We start from the raw sequence: 19,696 nt of genomic DNA on the forward strand, positions 1-19,696 counted from the left end.
AGCGGGCGCTTCAGGCGGTGGTGGCGTTCGCCTGCCTCGTGCCGCTGGTCACCGGCGGGCAGAGCATCCTCGAAGGACCCGGTTTTCTCGGCCATCCACCGGTGATCCCGACCGATCTCGACAGCCATTTCCGCTATATCTCGGGCATCTTCTTCGCAGTCGGCGTCGCGTTCGCGACCTGCGTGCCGGGGATCGAGACGAAAGGGCCGCGATTCCGGCTACTCGGCGCGCTGGTGATCGCCGGAGGATTGTCACGGCTGGTGTCGCTGGTCGAGGTCGGCGTGCCGTCGACCGGGCATGTGTTCGGGCTGGCGATGGAGCTTGGCGTCGTGCCGTTGCTGCTGATGTGGCAGGCGGCTTTCGCGAGAAGGTGGAAGGCCTCGTCCTGACCTGATGCTTCCCCGGAAGTAATCACGAAGCGGAAGGCTATCGCGTCCCTTCCAGTCCATTTCCGACATCGGCCACCGGCAGATATCGTGGCGCCACCCTTGCATGGCTCGCCTGCTCATAGGCGTAACCCGCGTTCAGCACCGCCTGGTCGCCATACGCCGTGGCGATAAACGACAGCCCGAGCGGCAGGCCTTTGGCCAGCCCCATCGGTACCGTCAGATGCGGATAGCCGGCGATGGCGGGCAATTCGCTCGCGCTCGGCCCGTCGAAATGGTCGCCGGACACGCTGTCGCTCAGCCAGGGTAGACCATAGGTCGGCTCGACGAGGATGGTGGCGTCGGCTTTCTTCAGCATCGCATCGATGCCTTCCGCCCCCGCCAGTCGCAGCGACTTGGCCCGTGCGCCGAGATATTCCGCATCGGCCAGCCCGCGCGTCTTGGCCGCAGCGACGAAGGTTTCCTGCCCGAAGAAGGGCATCTCCGCCGTCTTGTTCGCCTCGTTGAACGCGATCACCTGATCGAGCGTCCGCGTCGTCACCGCGTTGGGCGTGGTTGCGAGATAGGCGTCGAGATCGGCCTTGAGCTCGACCTTGAGCACCTCGAACTCGGCATCGCCGGCCCCGTCGAGCTTGGGCTGCCGCACATCGACCAGCACCGCCCCCGCCGATTTCAGCACCGCGAGTGCAGCGTCATAGACCGGCTTCATCGCCGCCGGCATGTCCGGCCGCAACACCGCGATGCGTAATCCCTTGAGCGAGTCGGGCGACAAGCCTTTCGCGAAGTCCGAGCGATATTTCGCCGCGTCCCTGGTCGCGCTGTCAGCCGGATCGGCCGCCACCATCGCCGAGAAAAGGATCGCCACGTCCTTCACCGACCGCCCCATCGGCCCCGGCGTGTCCTGGCTATGGCTGATCGGCACGACATGAGTACGGCTGACCAATCCGAGCGTCGGCTTCAGCCCGACCAGCCCGTTCATCGAGGACGGGCAAACGACCGATCCATCAGTTTCGGTCCCGATCGCCACCGGCGCGAAGCTGGCCGCCACCGCAGCGCCCGACCCGCTGGACGATCCGCAGGAGGTGCGGTCGAGCGCATAGGGATTGCGCACCAGGCCGCCGACCGCGCTCCATCCGCTCATCGAAGCGTTCGAGCGGATATTGGCCCATTCCGATAGATTGGTCTTGCCGAGGATCACCGCGCCAGCCTTGCGCAGCTCGGCGATCACCGGCGCGTCGCGGCCGGTCATATTGTCCTTGAGCGCCAGGCTACCCGCGGTGGTGGGCAGTTCCTTCGTCTCGATATTGTCCTTGATCAGCACCGGGATGCCGTCCAGCGGGCCAAGCGCCTTGCCCGCCTTGCGCCGCTCATCACTTGCCCTGGCCTGAGCGACCGCGTCGGGCGTGACCGCGATCACGGCGCGCAGCGTCGGTCCGGCGCGGTCCATCGCCGCGATCCGGGCGAGAAAGGCACGGGTGATCGCCTCGCTGGTGGTACCCTTCGCGATCATCGCCTGAAGCTGGTCGATCGACTGCTCGTTGACCCGAGGGGCTTTCTGGGCGAACACCGGTCCGGCGATGGCGGCCGACAGCAACAGACTCATCGCAAAAGCGCGCATTCACCGCCCCCTTTTCTCGCTCGAAGCCAAATCATGCGGCACCGCGCCTGCCGTAACAAGCCGGGATCACGCCGCTCGGCTCATTCGCCGAACAGGTCGCGCTGGCCCTTTTCCAGTTCCTCGGCATAGCGGCGGCGCACGAATTTCTCGGAGAGCACGCCCAGCACGGCACCGCCCGGCCCGACCACCGCAAGCTCGTCGACCTGATCCATGTCGAACCGCGCCATGATCGCCACGATGTCGGCGTCGGGCGCGAGCGGCGCGGTGGGCGACGCTACCAGCGATCGGGCAGTCGCCTGATCGTCGACGCCGTCGGCATAGGCGGCGGCCGGCACCAGGATGCCGGCATAGCTGCCATCGGGCTCGATCAACACCGCACGGCTGGCCGAGCCGAGCGGGAAGCGGCGGCGGAACTCGGCCACGCTGATGTCCGCCGGCGTCGCCTGGGTCTCGCGGCGCATCATCCGGCCGGCGGTGAGCGTGCGCACCCATCCGACGTCCCGTGCGCTCTTGATCGTCTCGCCGCGCAGATGGAGCCGCCAGGTCGAGAAGGAATAACCGAAACGCGCCCGCACGATCGTGCTCGCGACCAGCGAGGCGGCGACCACCGCGCCGGTCAGGAAGAAATCATGAGTCGCTTCGAGCACCAGCATCGCGACCGTCATCGGCCCGCCGACCACCGCCACCGCCAGCGCCGCCATGCCGACGATTGCCGCGTCGTTCTGGACGAGCAAGGGATGCCCGGCGACCTGCTCGAGCGAACCGGCGAACAAATGGCCGACCAGGGTGCCGATAAACAATGACGCGAAGAACAGTCCCCCGCGAAAGCCGAAACCGAGCGACACGATCGACGCCAGGCATTTCGCCGCCAGCACCGCGGCGATCAGGGCCAGCGGATAGCCAATCGCCAGATCGAGATGCAGCGCGCCGTGCCCGGAGGACAATACCTGCGGCGTGACCATCGCGATCGGGATCAATATTAGGCCACCGATCGCCGGCCGGACCGACGCCGGGATGTGGACCCGCCGGGTAAATGCCTCGACCAGCGCGACCGCGCGCATCAGCGCAATGCCGAGCACGGCGCACAAGCCACCGAGCAGGGCGTAGAGCAGGTAATCGACCGTCGGCACCGCGACATTGGCGGTCGTCGAAACGATGTAAGGCGCGATGCCGAGCGCCTGCGACACGCTCGCCCCGGCCAGCGCCGCCGCGGCGACCGGCGCGATCGCCGACGGGGTATAGGCGCCGATGACAATCTCGAAGGCATAGAAGGCGCCCGCCAGCGGCGCGCCGAACGCGGCGGCAATGCCCGCCCCCGCCCCGGCACCGACCAGAGTCCGCAGGTCCGCTCGCCGCAGCCGCAAGGCCCCGCCCGCAACCGAACCGACCGCGCCCCCAAGCTGCGCATAACCAGCTTCGAGCCCGACCGACGCGCCGAAGCCGTTGGAGATCACTGTCTGCCCCGAGATCACCAGGCTGTCGGGCATCGACATATGCCCGCCATGCAGCGCATTGGCCTCGACCGCGTCGATCATCGCCCGGCGGCGCGCCCGCGTGATCCAGGTGAAGCCGGCAAGGATCAGCCCGCCGATCGGCAGGACCAGAAGCTGAAACGGCGACAGGGTGGCAAGGCTGCTCAGGCTCGTCATCGGCGGCAGGCGGAACAGCAGATGCTGCAAGGTCCGCGCGATTCCACCCAGCGCGACGGTGAACAGCCCGGCCGCGCCGCCGACGAGAATGGCAAGGACGATAAACCATGCCTCGCTCGCCCGAAACCGGCGGCGCAGGCGTGCGAACCAGGTAAGGGCTAGCAGGCGGGGCGTCAGGGTCATTGCGGGCGCTTTGCGCCCGGCGTCACGGCGCGACAAGCCCGAGGGCGGGCGCCAGATATGAAAAGAGGCTGCCGGGTCCGCAGACCCGGCAACCTCCTGACATGGTCAGCGGCCGGATGTTCCAGCCCGGGAGACCATGCGAACCGCAGCTTCGATAGACGGCAGCGTTGATTGAGGGAGAATACCCCCCGCCGTCATCCCGATAAAGCTAGCGGTGCGTCCCCCGAACGAACTGAACCGACCCCATTGCTGAACCATGAGACATCGGATCACCTCCTTTCGCTAGTTAAAACGTCGTACCCAGGACTGGATACGCACCCTGTTTGAATCATCCGAATCACATAAACAAGTCTTGTAATGTTATGCGTTTTCGACGATTCTCGTCCGCCTGCGCCGCTTCCCGGGCACCCGCCCGTCAGGCCTTGCCGAACGCGACGCGCAGTTCCTCCTTCGCCTCTTCCAGCACCTTCTTCTGCTTCGCATCCAGGCCGTGCCCGGCGCGGTTGATATAGAAGGTCAGCATCGACATGGCGGAGCGGAACGGCGTGCTCCGCCGCCTCCGGCTGTGCTCGGCCGACCGCTTGAGCGACGCGGCGATGCGCTTCGGATCCTTCCAGGTGAAGACCTCGCGCTGCAGGTCGAGCGCATTGCTGTGCTCGGTCACGTCTTGTGACCATTTTTCGTCGGCCATGATCAGTGCCGCTTGAAATACTGGACGTCGCGCTCGTGCTTCTCGGCGGCGGCGCGGCTGTCGAAGGTGCCGAGGTTGCGGCGCTTGTGCGTGTCCGGATCGACCTTGCGCGAATAGAGGCGATAGTCGCCGGATTTGAGTTTGCGGATCATGGCATTCTCCTCGCGGCGCAAACGCGCGAGGCGAAAACTTTATCCCGTCAGCGCCGGCAATCCTCTGTCACGCGTTCGATCTCGGCCCAGGCAGGCACGACCAGCGGCACATAGCCTGCCTGCTCGATCACGAAGCGCCCGCGACTGAAACCCATCGCGTCGAGCAGCGCATCGCGCGGCTGGAGCGCGACGGCGACATAGGACGGCGTGCCGCCGGTGGGCGAGGCGGACAGCGTCCGCAGCGCCGTCGATGTGCGAATCGTCATCGCCACCGGTCCGGCAGCGATGCCCTGTCGCGAAAGATAGAGAGTGTTCGCCGCGCGGTCGCAGCGCAGGGTCAGCGCGGCATCGGCACCGGGCACCCCGAACAGCGCGATCGAGCCGCGCGCATCCTGGCGATAGGCCCAGTCGCCCGGCGTCAGCGGCCAGTCGCGCCAGTCCTTGCCGAGCGGTGCCGCGGTCGGCGTGGGGGCCGGCGGCGGCGGTGTATAGACCGGCGTCGGAACGGGCCTCGGCGCGGGTCGTGGCGGCGCGGTGGTGCCAACGCAGCTAGCGAGGGTAACCATCACGGCGAGAAGCGGAAACAGACGCATTGCGACCTCTATGCGCGAAGCGGCCATGCGGCTCAACCGCTCGTCTTGCATCGCCCGGCGAATTCGCCTCTGTTGCCGCCGGGCCGTGCACTGGCGCGGACGGGGAGAGAGCGGAACATGGCGATCCAGGCCAGGCGGCTGAAATCAATCATCGGCGGATCGGCCGGCAACCTGGTCGAATGGTATGACTGGTATGCCTATTCATCGCTCTCGCTCTATTTCGCCGCGACCTTCTTCCCTAAGGGCGATGCGACCGCGCAGCTGATGGGCACCAGCGCGATCTTCGCGGTCGGCTTCGTTATGCGGCCGATCGGCGCCTATTGGATGGGACGCTATGCCGACACGCATGGCCGCAAGGCGGGGCTCGCGCTGTCGGTCGGGCTGATGTGCCTCGGCTCGCTGATGATCGCCCTCGTCCCCGGTTATGGATCGATCGGCGTTGCCGCACCTGCCATCCTGGTGCTGGCGCGCATGATCCAGGGCCTGTCGGTCGGTGGAGAATATGGCGCGAGCGCGACCTACCTGTCCGAAATGGCGACGCGTGACCGGCGCGGTTTCTGGTCGAGCTTCCAGTATGTCACCCTGATCGGCGGACAGCTCACCGCGCTTGCCGTTACGCTGCTGCTCCAGACTGCGCTGAGCAAGGCGGAGATGTCGGAATGGGGCTGGCGCCTGGCCTTTTTCTTCGGTGCCGTGCTGGCGCTGGCCGTCTACATCCTGCGCCGCCGCCTGGCCGAGACAGCCTCGTTCGAGAATCAGTCCGCCGACCGGCCCAAATCAGGCCTGGTCGCGCTGTGGAAGGCGCATCCGCGCGAGTTCCTGCTGGTCATGATCATCAGCGCGGGGGGCAGCTGCACCTTCTACGCCTACACCACCTATCTCCAGAAATTCCTGGTCAATACGAGCGGTTTCGATATCCAGACCGCGACCCAGGTGATGACCGCGGCGCTTGTATTGTTCATGCTGAGCCAACCCATATTCGGGCTGCTCGCCGACAAGTTCGGGCGCAAGCCGATGCTGCTGCTGTTCGGCGTCGGCGGCATGCTCGTCACCGTGCCGATGTTCAGCGCGCTGGCGGTGGCAAGCGATCCGCTGGTCGCGTTCGCGATCATCCTGGTGCCGCTGATGTTGTTGTCGGCTTACACCTCGATCAGCGCGCTGGTGAAGGCCGAGCTGTTCCCGGCGCATATCCGTGCGCTGGGCGTTGCCCTGCCCTATGCCATCGGCAATGCAGCGTTCGGGGGCACGGCGGAATATGTCGCGCTCTGGTTCAAGAACGCACATGTCGAATCCGCTTTCTACTGGTACGTCACGGCGATCCTCGCCTGCGCGACGATGGCGTTTTTGATGCTGCCGGAAACCAAGCGAACGAGTTTGATCCTCGAAGACTGACCGATTGAAGGAAAGACGATGTCTAAGAACGACCCTATCCAGCTGCTCGCCCATTCGAACGAGAGCGATTCGATCAAGGTCAAAGGTCGGGAAGGCGACAAGGTCGGATCGGTCTACGAATTCCTGATCAACAAGCGTACGGGCGAGACCGCCTATGTCGTGCTGACGATCGGCGGCTTCCTCGGCATGGGCAAGGCCTTCTATCCCCTGCCCTTCAGCCTGCTTGCCTTTGATCCGGCGGCCGACACCTATATCGTCACGATCGACCGCAAGGTGCTCGAAGGCGGACCGAGCTGGGCCGCCAACCCGCCGCTGTTCGACCAGGCCTATGCCAATCGCGTCGCGAGCTATTACGGCGTCGCGATCGAGGACCTGTCGCTCGGCGGCGGTCAGGACGGCATCGCGGTATAACGTCCATACCGGCGCCAACTCGCCCTGTTCCCGGCCAATAACAGGGCGAAACAGGGCGGGATTTTTTCTCGCCCCTGTTATCTCCAACTTTGTTGGAGATTTTTTCCCTTTCTATCAACACCCTGCCGAGCATTTGCCCTGTTCCGCAATAACAGGGTGAAAGTCCTGCGGAACAGGGGCGCGCGCTCGATTAACAGGGCGCGTTCAACATATCAGGGACGGTGGAAGCGTCGCCGACGCGACCGTCATGGGAAAGAGCGAGCCGGGATTTGCCGCACCCGGCCGGTCTTCACGGTGCAATGATTCGGGCCGTGGTTGAATCGATCGACAACCAGTTTCGAGCGGCCTCACACGAACGGCCGGGCGCGCGCCGGAATAGGCGTGCTTTCGTGCGGCGTCAGTCCAGGCCAGTCTTGCCAGGCGCCCAATAGGCCTTGGTGACGATGCGCGGTGCCGGAATCGACTGCAGCCTCAGGCTCTGCCGAAGCCTTTGTATCGTTGCGGCCTTTCCGGTGAGCACGAACGACGCGCCAGCGGCAATGCCGTCGGAGAGCGCGGCCTCCAATGCCCCGACATGCGCATTGTCCTGGCTCCTCGCGATCAACGCGACATGCTGGAAACCCAGCTGGGTGGACACGTGCCGGGCGCTCTCGATGTCGCCGACCTCGAAGATGGGTGACACGAGGCGCGTTCGATCCTGAGCACCCGCCGCATAGGCAAGGCCCATCGAGGTTTCGTCACCGACGATGACAAGCGGACCGGGCAATCGGGACAGATCCAGCGATGCGCGTGGACCAAAGATGTCGCACTCGCCACCAGGCACAGCATCGCGAACCCAGGCGCTGCCCGGTCCGTCGCCGTGGGAATAAGCCAGGATACAGGTTCGCCCGGCCGATGGGTTCCATTCGATGGGCGTGTAGGTTCGCGTCGTGAACGCCGACCCCATCGCGATCTGTATCTTCTGTCCAGGTCGCCATGCCACACCCGCGAGCGCGGGACCCTCCAGCGTGATCAGATGGAAACGATCGGCCAGTTGCTCGTTTGCGGTGACGGTCGCGCGTTTCATCCACAGGCGTGTCAGCGCCTTGCCCAGACGCCCCTGCTCCCTGGTGCCGAGGCGTTCGGACGATCCGATGGCGGGCATCACGACAGCTTCACGGAAAATTCGTTACCGCGACCTTCGTCCGGCAAAGAAAGCGAAACATAGCCGTTCGCGGGGTCGCGTATATAGGCCTGATATTCGGGGTCGAAGGCGTTCTCGCCAAGCACTACGGCACCGGTCTTCAGCCGAGGCTCGACCAGCCTGAGCACCGGCAGGTATAGCGAGAAGGCACCATCGACCAGCAGCAGGTCGACCTCGCCGCCGACATCCTTCAGCGTCTCGAGCGCATCGCCGGCGCGGATGTCGACAAGATCGGCTAGTCCAGCCGCCTCGAGATTGGCCCGGGCGCGAACGACCTTGGCGGCCTCCATTTCGCTGCCGACGAGATGACCCCCGCCATTATCGCGCAACGCCGCGGCGAGATAGATCGCGGAGATTCCCATCGACGTCCCGAACTCGACGATCCGGGTCGCCTTGCAGGCGCGCGCGATCGCATACAGGAACCGGCCATAGTCCGGTGAGACGGCCAGGAAATTGTCGGCGCGATCGCGATAGGTCGCCCGATAGTCGGCKCGCTCATCGGCGAGCAGATCAGCGACCAGAGCCTCGATCGATGCGCCCGGTGCCGCGATCCTGGCTTTCATCGCTTCGGAAAGAGCGCGATCTGTCGCTTCGGCATTGCGGTGAAGATCTTCCAGAAGATCGGCGACACGCGGGCTGCTCAATGTGCTCATGATGGTCCTTACCGATGGCCGACGCCGGAGCGGCTCGACGGGATGATGGCGATCGGATACCGGGGAGCTGCCTTGGCGTCATTACGAAGGACAGACAAAGTGTTATTCATTGTCGCCAATGATCCTCATGTCCACAGGCGTTACCCATGCCGATTATGAACGCATTGCGGGATTTCGAATGGGTCGATCCCGATGAAGTGCCGCGACCGATCGTCGCCTTTGGTGCGGAGATGTCCGATGTCGGCGGATTCGAACTCGATCATCATCGCCACAAGAAGGGGCAGATGCTTCTCGTCCAGCGCGGTGCGCTCAGTTGCGAAGTCGAGGGCGGGCTGTGGATCGTACCACCGCGCAGTGCCATCTGGATCCCCGGCGGTGCCCTTCATGCCATCAAGGCGGCGGGTGCGCTCGAAGGCTATAACGCGTTCGTCGATCCCGGGGTGGATATGCATTTGCCAACAACCTGCTGCGCGGTGTCGGTGACGCCGTTGCTGCGCGAGCTCCTGTCGCGGGCCGCGCACCTGCCGTATCTCTATGAGGAGGGTGGCGCCAACACCCGGCTGGTCGCGGTCCTGCTCGACGAACTTGCGATGGCGCAGGTCGAGGATCTGCATCTGCCGATGCCTTCCGACCCGCGGCTTCGCAGGATTGTCGACGAGATGATGGCTTTCCCGGCAAACCGTGGGACATTGGAGAGCTGGGCGCGACGCGCCGGCATGAGCGAACGGACGCTGTTGCGACTGATGAGCCGAGAGACAGGCATGAGTTTCGGCCGATGGCGCCAGCAGCTCGGCGTCGTTCTGGCGGTGAAGTGGCTGGCCGGCGGCGCCTCGATCCAACAGGTCAGCGGCGATCTTGGATATGAGAGCGTCCCGAGCTTCGTGACCATGTTCCGCAAGGCACTCGGCACCTCTCCCGCACGATACATGGCGGAGCGTCACCTGGGCTGAGACAATGACTCAGCGTCGTCGCGACTCCGCTGGCCAGCGGTATTTGCTGGACTGCCACCACAATTCCACCGCGATTCCTTCGCGGCGCTATAGGTGCGCGGCTCAAGTTCAGGCATTGAGATCGACGCATGGCACGCAAGCATTCAAAACATGACCCCTATGGGGACCTGCATCGTGAAGAAGAGGCTCCGGCCCCGGTCGTAGCCTGCTGGCTCTGTGGCAGGCCTACCGGCAAGACCATCGTCTGGCACCATCCCGTGCCCAAGAGCCGGGGCGGGCGTGACGTCGTGCCCATGCACCCCATCTGTCAGCAGACGCTGGTGGCCAATTTCACCAATTCCGAACTGCAGCGATATGGGACGGATGTGGATATGCTGCTGGCCAATCCCAACATACGCAAATTCGTCGACTGGGTGGCGAAAAAGGACCCGGATTTCACTGCGACGACGGCCAAGAAGCAACGCTGATCCGCCGCGCCTGCTGTTCCCGCCCCCGGATTCGCGGTCCCGCATGACCGCGACGGGGAACGGCCGCTCCTAGAACGCCACGGCGAAAGCCGAGCCTTGTCCTCATCCAGCGACCCGCCGGATGAGGAAGGGCCGCAACCTCCTTTCGGCGACCGCTTTGCGGTCAGTCCGTGATCGGCGGCCGCGGCGCTTCGGGCCGTGGTGGCCCGGCCGGGCGCGGCACGGGCAGGCGGTAGCAGATGAACTCCGCACCATCGAGGCCGCCGCTGGCCAGCACAATATGCTGACGGCCGCCATGCATGTACGTCATCGGCGAGCCGGTCTGTGGCTGATCGAGAAAGACCGCGCCGACTTCACGCCCGGTCATCTTGTCATAGGCGCGCAGCCGGGCCGCCTTGCGTCCCTGCTCGTCGGTGAATTCGCCACTGTCGCCGCAGATGACGAGGGTCTTGGTCACCAGAACGCCGAGGATGCCCGACTGCCCCGTCCGCGGGATGGTGACGCCTTTGAGCAGCGGATTGTTCCTGATGAAGTCCGGCGTTTCGCCGTGCGCGACCTGCCACAGCTTCGTGCCGTGAGTCAGGTCGAGCGCGGTGATGCGACCATAGGGCGGCTTCAGGATCGGCATGCCGTTGATGGTGAGCAGGTCGGGCGTGATCGGATCGTTCAACCCGTCCTTCACGTTCGGCGCCACGGGCCCGCCGAGCCCCGGCCGACCGCCCGGATTCGCCGATCCGCCAAAGGCCCCGCCCATATTATCGTTGGTGCCGCGGGTCGTGCTGCCGCCCTGGACAAGGCGCCCGTTGGGCAGTTGCCTGATCGCGTAGTTCTGCAGCACGGTTTTCGAATAGATGTAGAAGATCCCGGTTTCCGGGTCGCAGGCGCCACCCGGCCAGTTCGCGCCACCCTGATTCTCKGGCGTCATCAGCGTGCCCCATGGCCCTTCAGGCTTCGTCATGGTCGGCGGGCGGTAGAGCCCGCCAAGCCGATAGTGGCCGATGATCTCGAGCGCCCGCGCCTTGAGCTCGGGTGTCCAGTCGATCACATCGTCGGCAGTGACACCCTGGCGATCGAACGGCGGCGGCCGCGACGGCACGGGCTGAGTCGGCGCATAATATTCGCCGGGCACGTCGCCGGCGGGCACCTTCTCCTCGCGGATCGGCCAGACCGGCTTACCGGTTGCACGGTCGAGCACGAACAGGAATGCCTGCTTCGTCGGCAGGGCGAGCGCCTTGATCACCTTCCTGCCCTGGCGGACATCCATCAGCACCGGGGCGCACGCGATGTCGCGATCCCACAGCCCGTGATGTTCCGTCTGGAAATGCCACCGGCGCTCCCCCGTTTCGATATCGAGCGCAACCAGGGTTTCGGTGAACAACGCATCGCCGTGCCGGGTCACACCGATCCAGTCGGCCTGGGGCAGCTCGACGCCGGCATAGACGAGGCCGAGCTCCGGATCGGCCGACATCATCGCCCACACGCCGGTGTTCGTCGCCGTTTCGGCCTGTCCCGGCTTGATCCAGGTGTCGTAGCCGAACTCGCCCTTCTTCGGCACGGTGTGGAAGATCCACTTCCGCTTGCCCGTCCGCACGTCGAAGCCGCGCAGATAGCCGGGGCCGGTCGAGGACGACGCAGTGCCGATGACGACGGTGTCCCGCACCACGAGGGGTGGGGCATGAAGGCCGACGACCGGCGCCTTGGGATCTATGTCGTGATCCCAATCGAGCCGCAGGTCCACTTCGTTGCCCGTCCCGAATGCGGGATCGGGAAGGCCGGTCTTTATGTCGATGGAGATCAGCTGATAGCTGCGGGTGACGTAGAGAATCCGCTCCACCGTCCCGTCGGTCCAGTAGCCGACGCCCCAGCCGGAGCCGCCGCGGGCGCCAAGGCGCCCCTTCTCGTCATGCCGGTAGGTCCAGATGATCTGACCGGTGCCGGCATCCATGCAGACCAGATAGCGTTCGAGGCCGACGGTTCCGTACAGACGGCCCTTCACCACCGTGGGTGTGGCGTTGAAATAGGAATCCTTGCGCGCGCCGAAATTGTCGGTCTTGAAGCGCCAGGCGACCTCCATCTTGTTGAAGTTGGAGGCGTCGATCTGGTCCAGGCCGGCATAGCGAGTGGAGGCCAGATCATTGCCATAGCCAAGCCAATCGGTGTCGGCGGCCGGCTTGGCGGGCGCGGCGCCCGGGCCGCCATTCAGCACGGCCTGCGCCTCGGCGCGGGCCGCCCAGGGGGCGACGGCAAGTGCGGCAGCGGTGGACAGGAGAGCTTGGCGGCGGCTGATAGAGGTCGTCATAGTCACTTTCGGCACGTGTGAACCAGAATGCCCAAAGTCCATCCATAGCGTCGGACAACGCGAAAGCGCCGGCGCCGCGAAGATATGCATGAGTCGCCGCCACACGCAATCGGATTGTATAGTATATGATTCTGGCTCTCCGTGCGGAGGCTGCCCGAACGCATGGTGGCGGGCGGCTTTTGACGGAATCGACCGGCAAGTGTCCCGAACGACCCGCCTCAGTGGCTAGTTTCGAATCGGTTATGGGATCCGGAGCCCGATTTGAGCGCGTAATCGGTCGTCCGCTTCGGACTTCAATTCTGGCGTACTCTGCGTCAACCCGTCAGATTACGCGTTCGGATATTTCTCTCGCCACGAGACGCACTCATGGATGAAGCGGCCAACCATTGGACTTGGCGGCAAGGCACGTTGCCACCCGTCATCCGTGACAATGGCAATCTGGGAGCGTGCGCGGGAAAGTCGCTCATCGAACGCGACTGAGGCGATACGCTTATCCTCGACGGAAAAGCCCCCCGACACGAGCGGAAGCGAACGCCCATGCTCGCCCTGAAAAGCGTCGAATTCCTGACGCCATCCATCTGCGGCAACGGTAAATCGCTTCACATTCATCCTGTAGTCGCCGCCCACCAGCGAAAATATCGGGAACGCGTCGCACGTCCCGACGATCGCCACCTCCCGCGGACCAAAACCGTAATAGACGCCGGGTTTCCCGCCGTACCGCGTATAGTGCCATCCCGCATCCCAACCGGTTTGTCGGGCGGAATCAGCCACCTTATTCTCGCAACCCGCCGGCCAGCACCAGCAGCGCGAGCAGCGGAAAAAGCCTCAACGCCGCCCGCCGCCCACACGCATCTTCTGGCTCTTGCCGTAGCGGGTCTTGCGCGTGCCGGGCTTACCCTCGTTCGATCGGCCCATCACCGGCGCACGGTGCTCGTCGGCGGGGAGGCCGAGTTCTTCGGCTTCCAGCGAGCGGATCTCGTCGCGCAGGCGACCGGCTTCCTCAAACTCCAGGTCGGCGGCGGCGGCGCGCATCTTCTTTTCGAGCTCCTCGATATAGGCGCGCAGATTGTGACCGACCATGTGGGGTCGATCCTCGTCGATCTCGATCGTGACCTGGTCGCGGCTCGACACGTCCTGAATGATGTCGCCGATGTTGCGGCGGATCGTCGTCGGGGTGATGCCATGCTCGGCATTGTAGATGAGCTGTTTCTCGCGGCGCCGGTTGGTCTCGTTCATCGCGCGCTCCATCGAGCCCGTGATGCGATCGGCATAGAGGATCACCCGGCCGTCGACGTTGCGCGCCGCGCGTCCGATGGTCTGGATCAGCGAGGTCTCGGAGCGCAGGAAGCCTTCCTTGTCGGCATCGAGGATCGCGACCAGCCCGCATTCGGGGATGTCGAGCCCCTCGCGCAGCAGGTTGATGCCGACCAGCACGTCGTACACCCCAAGCCTGAGATCGCGGATCAACTCGATGCGCTCGAGCGTCTCGACATCCGAATGCATGTAGCGGACCTTGATGCCGGCCTCGTGCATGAACTCGGTGAGGTCCTCGGCCATGCGCTTGGTCAGGGTCGTGACCAGCGTGCGATAGCCGGCCTCGGCGGTCTTCTTCGCCTCGACGATCAGGTCCTGCACCTGCTCCTCGACCGGCTTGATCTCGATAGGCGGATCGATCAGCCCGGTCGGGCGGATGACCTGCTCGGCGAAGACGCCGCCGGTCTGCTCCATCTCCCACCCGCCCGGCGTGGCCGAGACATAGGTAGTCTGGGGGCGCATCGCCTCCCATTCGTTGAAGCGCAGCGGGCGGTTGTCGATCGCCGAGGGCAGGCGGAAGCCATATTCGGCGAGCGTCAGCTTGCGGCGGTGATCGCCGCGCGACATGCCGTTGATCTGGCCGATCGTGACATGGCTTTCGTCGACGAACAGCAAAGCATTGTCGGGGAGATATTCGAACAAAGTGGGCGGCGGCTCACCCGGCATGCGGCCGGTGAGGAAGCGGGAGTAATTCTCGATGCCGGCACACGAGCCCGTAGCCGCGATCATCTCCAGGTCGAAATTGGTGCGCTGCTCCAGCCGCTGCGCTTCGAGCAGCTTGCCCTCCGGCACCAGCTCCTTCAGCCGCTCGGCCAGCTCGTGCTTGATCGCCTCCATCGCCTGCTTCAGCGTCGGGCCGGGCGTGACGTAATGGCTGTTCGCATAGACGCGGACAAAATCGAGGCTCGCGACTTTCTTGCCGGTCAGCGGATCGAACTCGACGATCTCCTCGATATCGTCGCCGAAGAAGGACACGCGCCAGGCCGTGTCTTCATAATGCGACGGGAAGATCTCCAGGTTTGATCCCTTCACCCGGAAATTGCCGCGCTGGAACGCCGCGTCGTTGCGCTTGTACTGAAGCGAGACGAGCTTGCGCACGATCTCGCGCTGGTCGACCGTCTGGCCCTTCTTCAGGTCGAAGATCATCGCCGAATAGGTTTCGACCGATCCGATACCGTAGAGGCAGGAGACCGAGGCGACGATGATCACGTCGTCCCGTTCCAGCAGCGCGCGCGTCGCCGAATGCCGCATCCGGTCGATCGATTCGTTCACCGAGCTTTCTTTCTCGATGTAGGTGTCGGACCGGGGGACGTATGCCTCTGGCTGGTAATAGTCGTAGTAGCTGACGAAATATTCGACCGCATTCTCGGGGAAGAAGCTCTTGAACTCGCCATAGAGCTGCGCCGCGAGGATCTTGTTCGGGGCAAGCACCAAAGCCGGGCGCTGTACTGCCTCGATCACCTTCGCCACGGTGAAGGTCTTGCCCGACCCCGTCACGCCGAGCAGCACCTGGTCGCGCTCGCCTGCCTTGGTCTGCTCGACCAGCTCGGCGATCGCGGTCGGCTGGTCGCCCGACGGCGTATAGTCGGAGACGAGCTTGAACTTCTTGCCACCCTCCGCCTTAGGCGGGCGTGCGGGACGATGCGGAACGAAGCTGACGCCCGTCTCGGGCTCTTCGAGGCTGGTGCGAATCTGAATTGCCATAGTGAGTGAATATGGGGAGGAAGACGCCGACCCGCAACGAAAGGCGGGAAGCGGCCCGACGGTCGCTCAACGACAGGCCATACGGCCAATCGCAACAGAGGAATGACGATGCGGATCTATTTCTTGCTCGCCGGCGCGGCAGTGTCGCTCGCAGCGTGCAACCAGCGTGCGCCAGGCAACAACACGGGCCCGGTCGCCAACACCACGGCGCCCACCGCGCCTGTGGCGGCAAAGGCACCACCGCGTATTCCCGGCGAATGGGAATATGTGACCAAGGTCGAGACCCTCGCGATGGAGGGCGATATCCCCGGCATGGCGGAACGGATGAAGGCAGGCCCGCAGGTCAGCACGCGCCGCCAGTGCATGAGCAAGGCAGAGGCCGAGGAGGATATTTCCAGGGCAGTGCAGAAGGATCAGGGCGGTTGCCGCTTCGAACGGGTCCAGGCGGGAACAGCCACCATCGCGGGCACGGCGATCTGCAGCAATGGCGGCATGGAGGCGACGGGCAAGATGACCGGAACGGTCAAGCCGACCGCGATCGACATGGTCGTCGACATGAAGATGAGACTGCCGGGCGCAGGCAGCGCAGCGCCGTCGTCGGTGACGATGCGCATGACGACGGCCGGCAAGCGGGTCGGCGACTGCCCGAAATAGGGGCGAAGACGGCGGGCGCATTCCCTCTCCCGGCGGGAGAGGGAAAAGAAATCAGTAGATTCGTCGGTACGCGACCCGCCACATCACCAGTCCGATCGCCGCCGACAGGCCTGCCAGGATCACGCTGGTGGCGATCGCGCTGATCCAGCGGAACATCAGGGTGCGCGCATCGGTCGCCGGCATGGCGAACAGGCCGAAGCCATAGGTCTGGCCGCCCAGGAACAGGGCGAAGCCGCAAAGGGCGCCGACCAGCGCCGCCGTGCCAGGCCCGCGCCGGTGAAGCGCATGTGCGATGAGCCACAGCGGCCCGGCGACGGCGATCGCCGCCATCGCGGTGATCACCACGCCGATGACGAATCCCACCACGATTCCCAGGGGCGATGGCGGCCCGCCAAGGGCAACGAGGATGCTCGCCACCACGCCGCCCGCAAGACCACCCGCACCAAGCGACAGCCCGGCGCGATCCAATGTCGTGTCATATCCGCGCAGCGCGACCCGCTCGGTCAATGTTATCACTCCCCCCGGTGGCGGCTTCATATCACCGGCCCGCGCGGCACCCAAGCCTCTCCGTTTCCGATGCCGAGATGGAATGCGGACGCCGGTGTCAGGGCTCCCGTGCCTCCCAGTTCGTTTCGAAAACGAACGGTGGTGGATTTCGAAACGACCTTCATTCCGGTGAAAATGGGATCAGCGTAGCGCGCGCACCGCCGCGGTATCGAGGCACCGTACGATATCCGCGCGCGGCACCGCCCTGTGCGGCACGGGCGGGGCATAGGGCGCGACGATCGTCGGCTGGCCGAGCGCCACCGTGCCGAAGCCGGAAAGGCCAGCGCATTCCTCCGCCGCGGCGAGCAGCCGGGGCGGGGTATCATAGGCCTCATAGGAGAGGCGGAAGGTGCCCCAATGCACGCCGATCCCGGTCGGCGCGCCGAGCCGTCGATAGACCTCGACAGCGTCGATCGGCCCGATATGGCTGCCCGACACCATCTGCCCAGCCTCGAAGCGGAAGGCCCCGATCGGGATCAGCGCGAGGCGGACCGGGCCGAGCGCCCGCGCCTCGTCGGGCCATTGCAGGTCCCCAGGGCCGGTATCGCCGGCGAAGAAAACGTTCCCGCCCGGCAGGCGCAGGACGAAGCTCGACCACAGGGCCCGGTTGCGGTCGGTGAACCAGCGGCTGTCCCAATGATGATTGCGGGTGACGACCACCTCGACGCCCGGCTTCACCGCGACCCGCCCGCCCCAGTCCCGCGCGACCGACGGCACGCCGGCCTGACGGATGACGCTGTCATTGCCGAGCGCGGTGATCACGCGCGGATGGTCGCGGTCCCACAGGCGCTTCAGGGTGGGAAGGTCGAGATGATCGTAATGGTTGTGGCTGACCAGGATCAGGTCGATCTTCGGCAGATCGTCAAAGGCGACACCCGGTTCCGCGACCCGCCTCGGCCCGAGCCCGAGCGGCCCCGATCTTTCGCTCCACACCGGATCGGTCAGGATATTGAGGCCCTGGGTCTGGATCAGGACGGTCGCGTGGCCGACCCAGGTCGCGACCATCGCCTCGCCCTCGACCCGCGCGGGGATCGGCACATGACGCACGGCGACATGATCGGGCCAGGCCGGGCGCCCGTCGCTGCCGGTCAGGTAGCGCGCGAAGAAACCGGCACGGCTGCCGCCGGTCGGTACGCCTGCGGTATCCTCGTCGTCATCCGGGTTGGCGAAGCGCTGCCCATCGAAATGAGCCGACACCGGCCCGCGATAATAGATGCGGTCGAGGAAGCGGGGAGCGATCGTGATGGCGAGGCACAAGAAAACCGTCGCGAAGAGGAAAGCGATCAGCGCTCCGCGGACGATCCGCACCAAAATTCCCGGTGATTTCATCGCCGCCCCGTCCCACAGCAGCATCCGCACCGCAAGCAGCGCCTTGCTTTATCACGCGATATTGGGGCCGATGGCATCGGCTACGATCCAATCGACTGTCCTCGCCTACCGCGTATGGTGAAGGCCCCAACTACCCGGCTAGACCTTCTCCACCCGCACCATCAGCCACCCGCACAACCCTGCCCCTGCCGCCATCACCGCCGCCGCGATTGCCGCGCCGTGGAAGGCGCCGAGCGAGACGCCGCGTCCGTTATCCGTCAGCACCAGCCCGATCAGCGCGACCGCGATCATCCCGCCGACCCGCGCGGTCGCGTTGTTGACGCCCGAGGCGGCGCCGGTGTGGCGATGGTCGACCGCCGCCATCACCGTGGTGGTCAGCGGCGCGACCGCTGCCGTCATGCCAATGCCGATCAGCATCATGCCGGGCAGGACGTGCCGCACATAGTCAATGCTCCCGGCCGGCATCGTCGCGAACAGCGCGAACCCGACGCCCGTTACCATCGGCCCGATCGACAGGAGCGGCCGGGCGCCGATTTTTGCTGCGAGCGCGCCGACGCTGCGTGACCCCAGGCCCATGATCAGCGGCAGCGGCAGCATCGCCGTACCCGCCGCCGCCGCGCTCCAGCCGCGCGCGATCAGCAGATAGGGCAGCAGCAACAGCGAGCCCGAGAGCGCCGCGTAGAGCAGGAAGGTGAGCAGGGTCAGGCCGGTGAAGGTGCGCGTGCCGAACAGGGCGAGCGGCACCATCGCCCGGTCGCCGAGCCGCGCCTCGAGCGTCACGAACGCAACCAGCGCGATCGTCCCGCCCCCGATCATCGCGGCGCCGGTGCTGCGATCCTGCACCGTCATCAGGGTCAGCCCCCAGACCAGCAGGCCGAGCCCGACCGTCGCCAGCGCGGCGCCATACCAGTCGGGCGGGGTCGCATCGGCATCGTGCCCGTCCGGCACATGGCGCCAGCCCATCACGAATGCCGCCGCCGCGATCGGCAGGATCAGCCCGAAGATCGATCGCCAGCCGACATGGTCGACCATCCAGCCGCCAAGCACCGGCCCGATCGCCCCGCCGATCGCGCCCGCTGCTGCCCAGGTACCGATCGCCCTGGCCCGCGCCTCCCCCGCGAAATCCGCGCCGAGGATCGCCAGGCTCGCCGGCACCAGCAGCGCGGCGCCGACGCCCTGCCCGATCCGGGCGGCGATGAGCCAGCCAAGTGTCGGCGCGATCATGCAGCAAAGCGTGGTTACGGCGAAGAAGAGCAGCCCCCACAGGAAGGTCCGCTTGCGCCCTAACCCGTCGGCCAGCGCGCCGCCGATCAGCACCAGCGCCGACAAAGGCAGCATGTAGCCGTTGACGATCCACTGCACGCCCTGCCCATCGGCGCCGAGGCTGCGCGCCATCGCCGGCAGCGCTACATTGACGACCGACCCGTCGATCAGCGCGACGCTCGACCCGAGCACGGTCGCGATCAGCGCCCCAGTGCTTCCCGCCTGCCGGTCGGTGCCTGTCACGAACGGATTCCGGTTC

Annotated in this window: 19 protein-coding genes; 6 read left to right on the forward strand and 13 right to left on the reverse strand. The window is 65.5% G+C overall.

Translation table 11 applies throughout. The features are described from left to right. Window positions 1-20: 20 nt before the first annotated feature. Window positions 21-389, forward strand: coding sequence for a DUF4345 domain-containing protein (locus AC1DT7_RS18710; protein WP_478037694.1), 369 nt, complete (start codon window positions 21-23; stop codon window positions 387-389). Between the two features lie 37 nt (window positions 390-426). Here the strand turns inward: AC1DT7_RS18710 and AC1DT7_RS18715 are convergent, their stop codons facing one another. From AC1DT7_RS18715 to AC1DT7_RS18735, 5 genes are all read right to left on the reverse strand, one after another. Continuing rightward, window positions 427-2,004, reverse strand: coding sequence for an amidase (locus AC1DT7_RS18715; RefSeq protein ID WP_478037695.1), 1,578 nt, complete (start codon window positions 2,002-2,004; stop codon window positions 427-429). A gap of 80 nt (window positions 2,005-2,084) precedes the next feature. After that, a complete protein-coding gene (locus AC1DT7_RS18720; protein WP_478037696.1) occupies window positions 2,085-3,836 on the reverse strand; it encodes a chloride channel protein in 1,752 nt (583 codons plus the stop codon). 415 nt (window positions 3,837-4,251) lie between these two features. Continuing rightward, entirely contained in the window at window positions 4,252-4,527 is a 276-nt protein-coding gene (locus tag AC1DT7_RS18725) for a DUF3175 domain-containing protein (RefSeq protein WP_478037697.1), read from the reverse strand. A gap of 2 nt (window positions 4,528-4,529) precedes the next feature. After that, on the reverse strand, window positions 4,530-4,679 hold the full coding sequence (locus AC1DT7_RS18730; protein WP_478037698.1) for a hypothetical protein: 150 nt from the start codon (window positions 4,677-4,679) through the stop codon (window positions 4,530-4,532). Between the two features lie 47 nt (window positions 4,680-4,726). Next, window positions 4,727-5,272 carry a hypothetical protein gene (locus tag AC1DT7_RS18735; protein WP_478037699.1) on the reverse strand — a complete coding sequence of 182 codons (546 nt, stop codon included), beginning with the start codon at window positions 5,270-5,272 and terminating at the stop codon, window positions 4,727-4,729. A 117-nt stretch (window positions 5,273-5,389) separates the two neighbouring features. Here AC1DT7_RS18735 and AC1DT7_RS18740 point away from each other — a divergent pair, with 117 nt between their 5' ends. After that, on the forward strand, window positions 5,390-6,664 hold the full coding sequence (locus AC1DT7_RS18740; protein WP_478037700.1) for an MFS transporter: 1,275 nt from the start codon (window positions 5,390-5,392) through the stop codon (window positions 6,662-6,664). Window positions 6,665-6,682: 18 nt separating this feature from the next. Beyond that, window positions 6,683-7,075 carry a PRC-barrel domain-containing protein gene (locus tag AC1DT7_RS18745; protein WP_478037701.1) on the forward strand — a complete coding sequence of 131 codons (393 nt, stop codon included), beginning with the start codon at window positions 6,683-6,685 and terminating at the stop codon, window positions 7,073-7,075. Between the two features lie 397 nt (window positions 7,076-7,472). Here AC1DT7_RS18745 and AC1DT7_RS18750 read toward each other — a convergent pair whose 3' ends face one another. After that, window positions 7,473-8,219, reverse strand: coding sequence for a siderophore-interacting protein (locus AC1DT7_RS18750; protein ID WP_478037749.1), 747 nt, complete (start codon window positions 8,217-8,219; stop codon window positions 7,473-7,475). Next, on the reverse strand, window positions 8,219-8,911 hold the full coding sequence (locus AC1DT7_RS18755; RefSeq protein ID WP_478037702.1) for an O-methyltransferase: 693 nt from the start codon (window positions 8,909-8,911) through the stop codon (window positions 8,219-8,221). The genes AC1DT7_RS18750 and AC1DT7_RS18755 overlap by 1 nt, the downstream gene beginning before the upstream one ends. 146 nt (window positions 8,912-9,057) lie before the next feature. Between AC1DT7_RS18755 and AC1DT7_RS18760 the strand changes: the two genes are divergently transcribed. Together AC1DT7_RS18760 and AC1DT7_RS18765 are read left to right on the forward strand one after the other, a co-directional pair. Further along, window positions 9,058-9,861, forward strand: coding sequence for an AraC family transcriptional regulator (locus AC1DT7_RS18760; protein ID WP_478037703.1), 804 nt, complete (start codon window positions 9,058-9,060; stop codon window positions 9,859-9,861). Between the two features lie 128 nt (window positions 9,862-9,989). Next, window positions 9,990-10,328 (forward strand): hypothetical protein, encoded by a 339-nt coding sequence (locus AC1DT7_RS18765; protein ID WP_478037704.1) that lies wholly within the window; start codon window positions 9,990-9,992, stop codon window positions 10,326-10,328. A gap of 163 nt (window positions 10,329-10,491) precedes the next feature. Here the strand turns inward: AC1DT7_RS18765 and AC1DT7_RS18770 are convergent, their stop codons facing one another. The 3 genes from AC1DT7_RS18770 to uvrB all read right to left on the reverse strand — a co-directional run bounded on the left by AC1DT7_RS18770 (window position 10,492) and on the right by uvrB (window position 15,645). Continuing rightward, window positions 10,492-12,627: an outer membrane protein assembly factor BamB family protein gene (locus tag AC1DT7_RS18770; protein WP_478037705.1), complete on the reverse strand. Its 2,136-nt coding sequence runs from the start codon at window positions 12,625-12,627 to the stop codon at window positions 10,492-10,494. 327 nt (window positions 12,628-12,954) lie between these two features. Beyond that, a complete protein-coding gene (locus tag AC1DT7_RS18775; protein ID WP_478037706.1) occupies window positions 12,955-13,398 on the reverse strand; it encodes a hypothetical protein in 444 nt (147 codons plus the stop codon). Between the two features lie 54 nt (window positions 13,399-13,452). Beyond that, a complete protein-coding gene (uvrB, locus tag AC1DT7_RS18780; protein WP_478037707.1) occupies window positions 13,453-15,645 on the reverse strand; it encodes an excinuclease ABC subunit UvrB in 2,193 nt (730 codons plus the stop codon). A 108-nt stretch (window positions 15,646-15,753) separates the two neighbouring features. Between uvrB and AC1DT7_RS18785 the strand changes: the two genes are divergently transcribed. Beyond that, window positions 15,754-16,299 carry a DUF3617 domain-containing protein gene (locus tag AC1DT7_RS18785; protein ID WP_478037708.1) on the forward strand — a complete coding sequence of 182 codons (546 nt, stop codon included), beginning with the start codon at window positions 15,754-15,756 and terminating at the stop codon, window positions 16,297-16,299. A 51-nt stretch (window positions 16,300-16,350) separates the two neighbouring features. On the opposite strand, the gene AC1DT7_RS18790 is transcribed toward AC1DT7_RS18785, so the two are convergent. From AC1DT7_RS18790 to AC1DT7_RS18800, 3 genes are all read right to left on the reverse strand, one after another. Beyond that, complete coding sequence (locus AC1DT7_RS18790) at window positions 16,351-16,806, reverse strand: hypothetical protein (protein ID WP_478037709.1); 456 nt, start codon at window positions 16,804-16,806, stop codon at window positions 16,351-16,353. A gap of 180 nt (window positions 16,807-16,986) precedes the next feature. Continuing rightward, window positions 16,987-18,198: an MBL fold metallo-hydrolase gene (locus AC1DT7_RS18795; RefSeq protein WP_478037750.1), complete on the reverse strand. Its 1,212-nt coding sequence runs from the start codon at window positions 18,196-18,198 to the stop codon at window positions 16,987-16,989. Window positions 18,199-18,312: 114 nt separating this feature from the next. Further along, complete coding sequence (locus tag AC1DT7_RS18800) at window positions 18,313-19,680, reverse strand: MFS transporter (protein WP_478037710.1); 1,368 nt, start codon at window positions 19,678-19,680, stop codon at window positions 18,313-18,315. Window positions 19,681-19,696 lie beyond the last annotated feature (16 nt).

It is taken from the genome of Sphingomonas sp. P3_C6, from assembly GCF_056402595.1.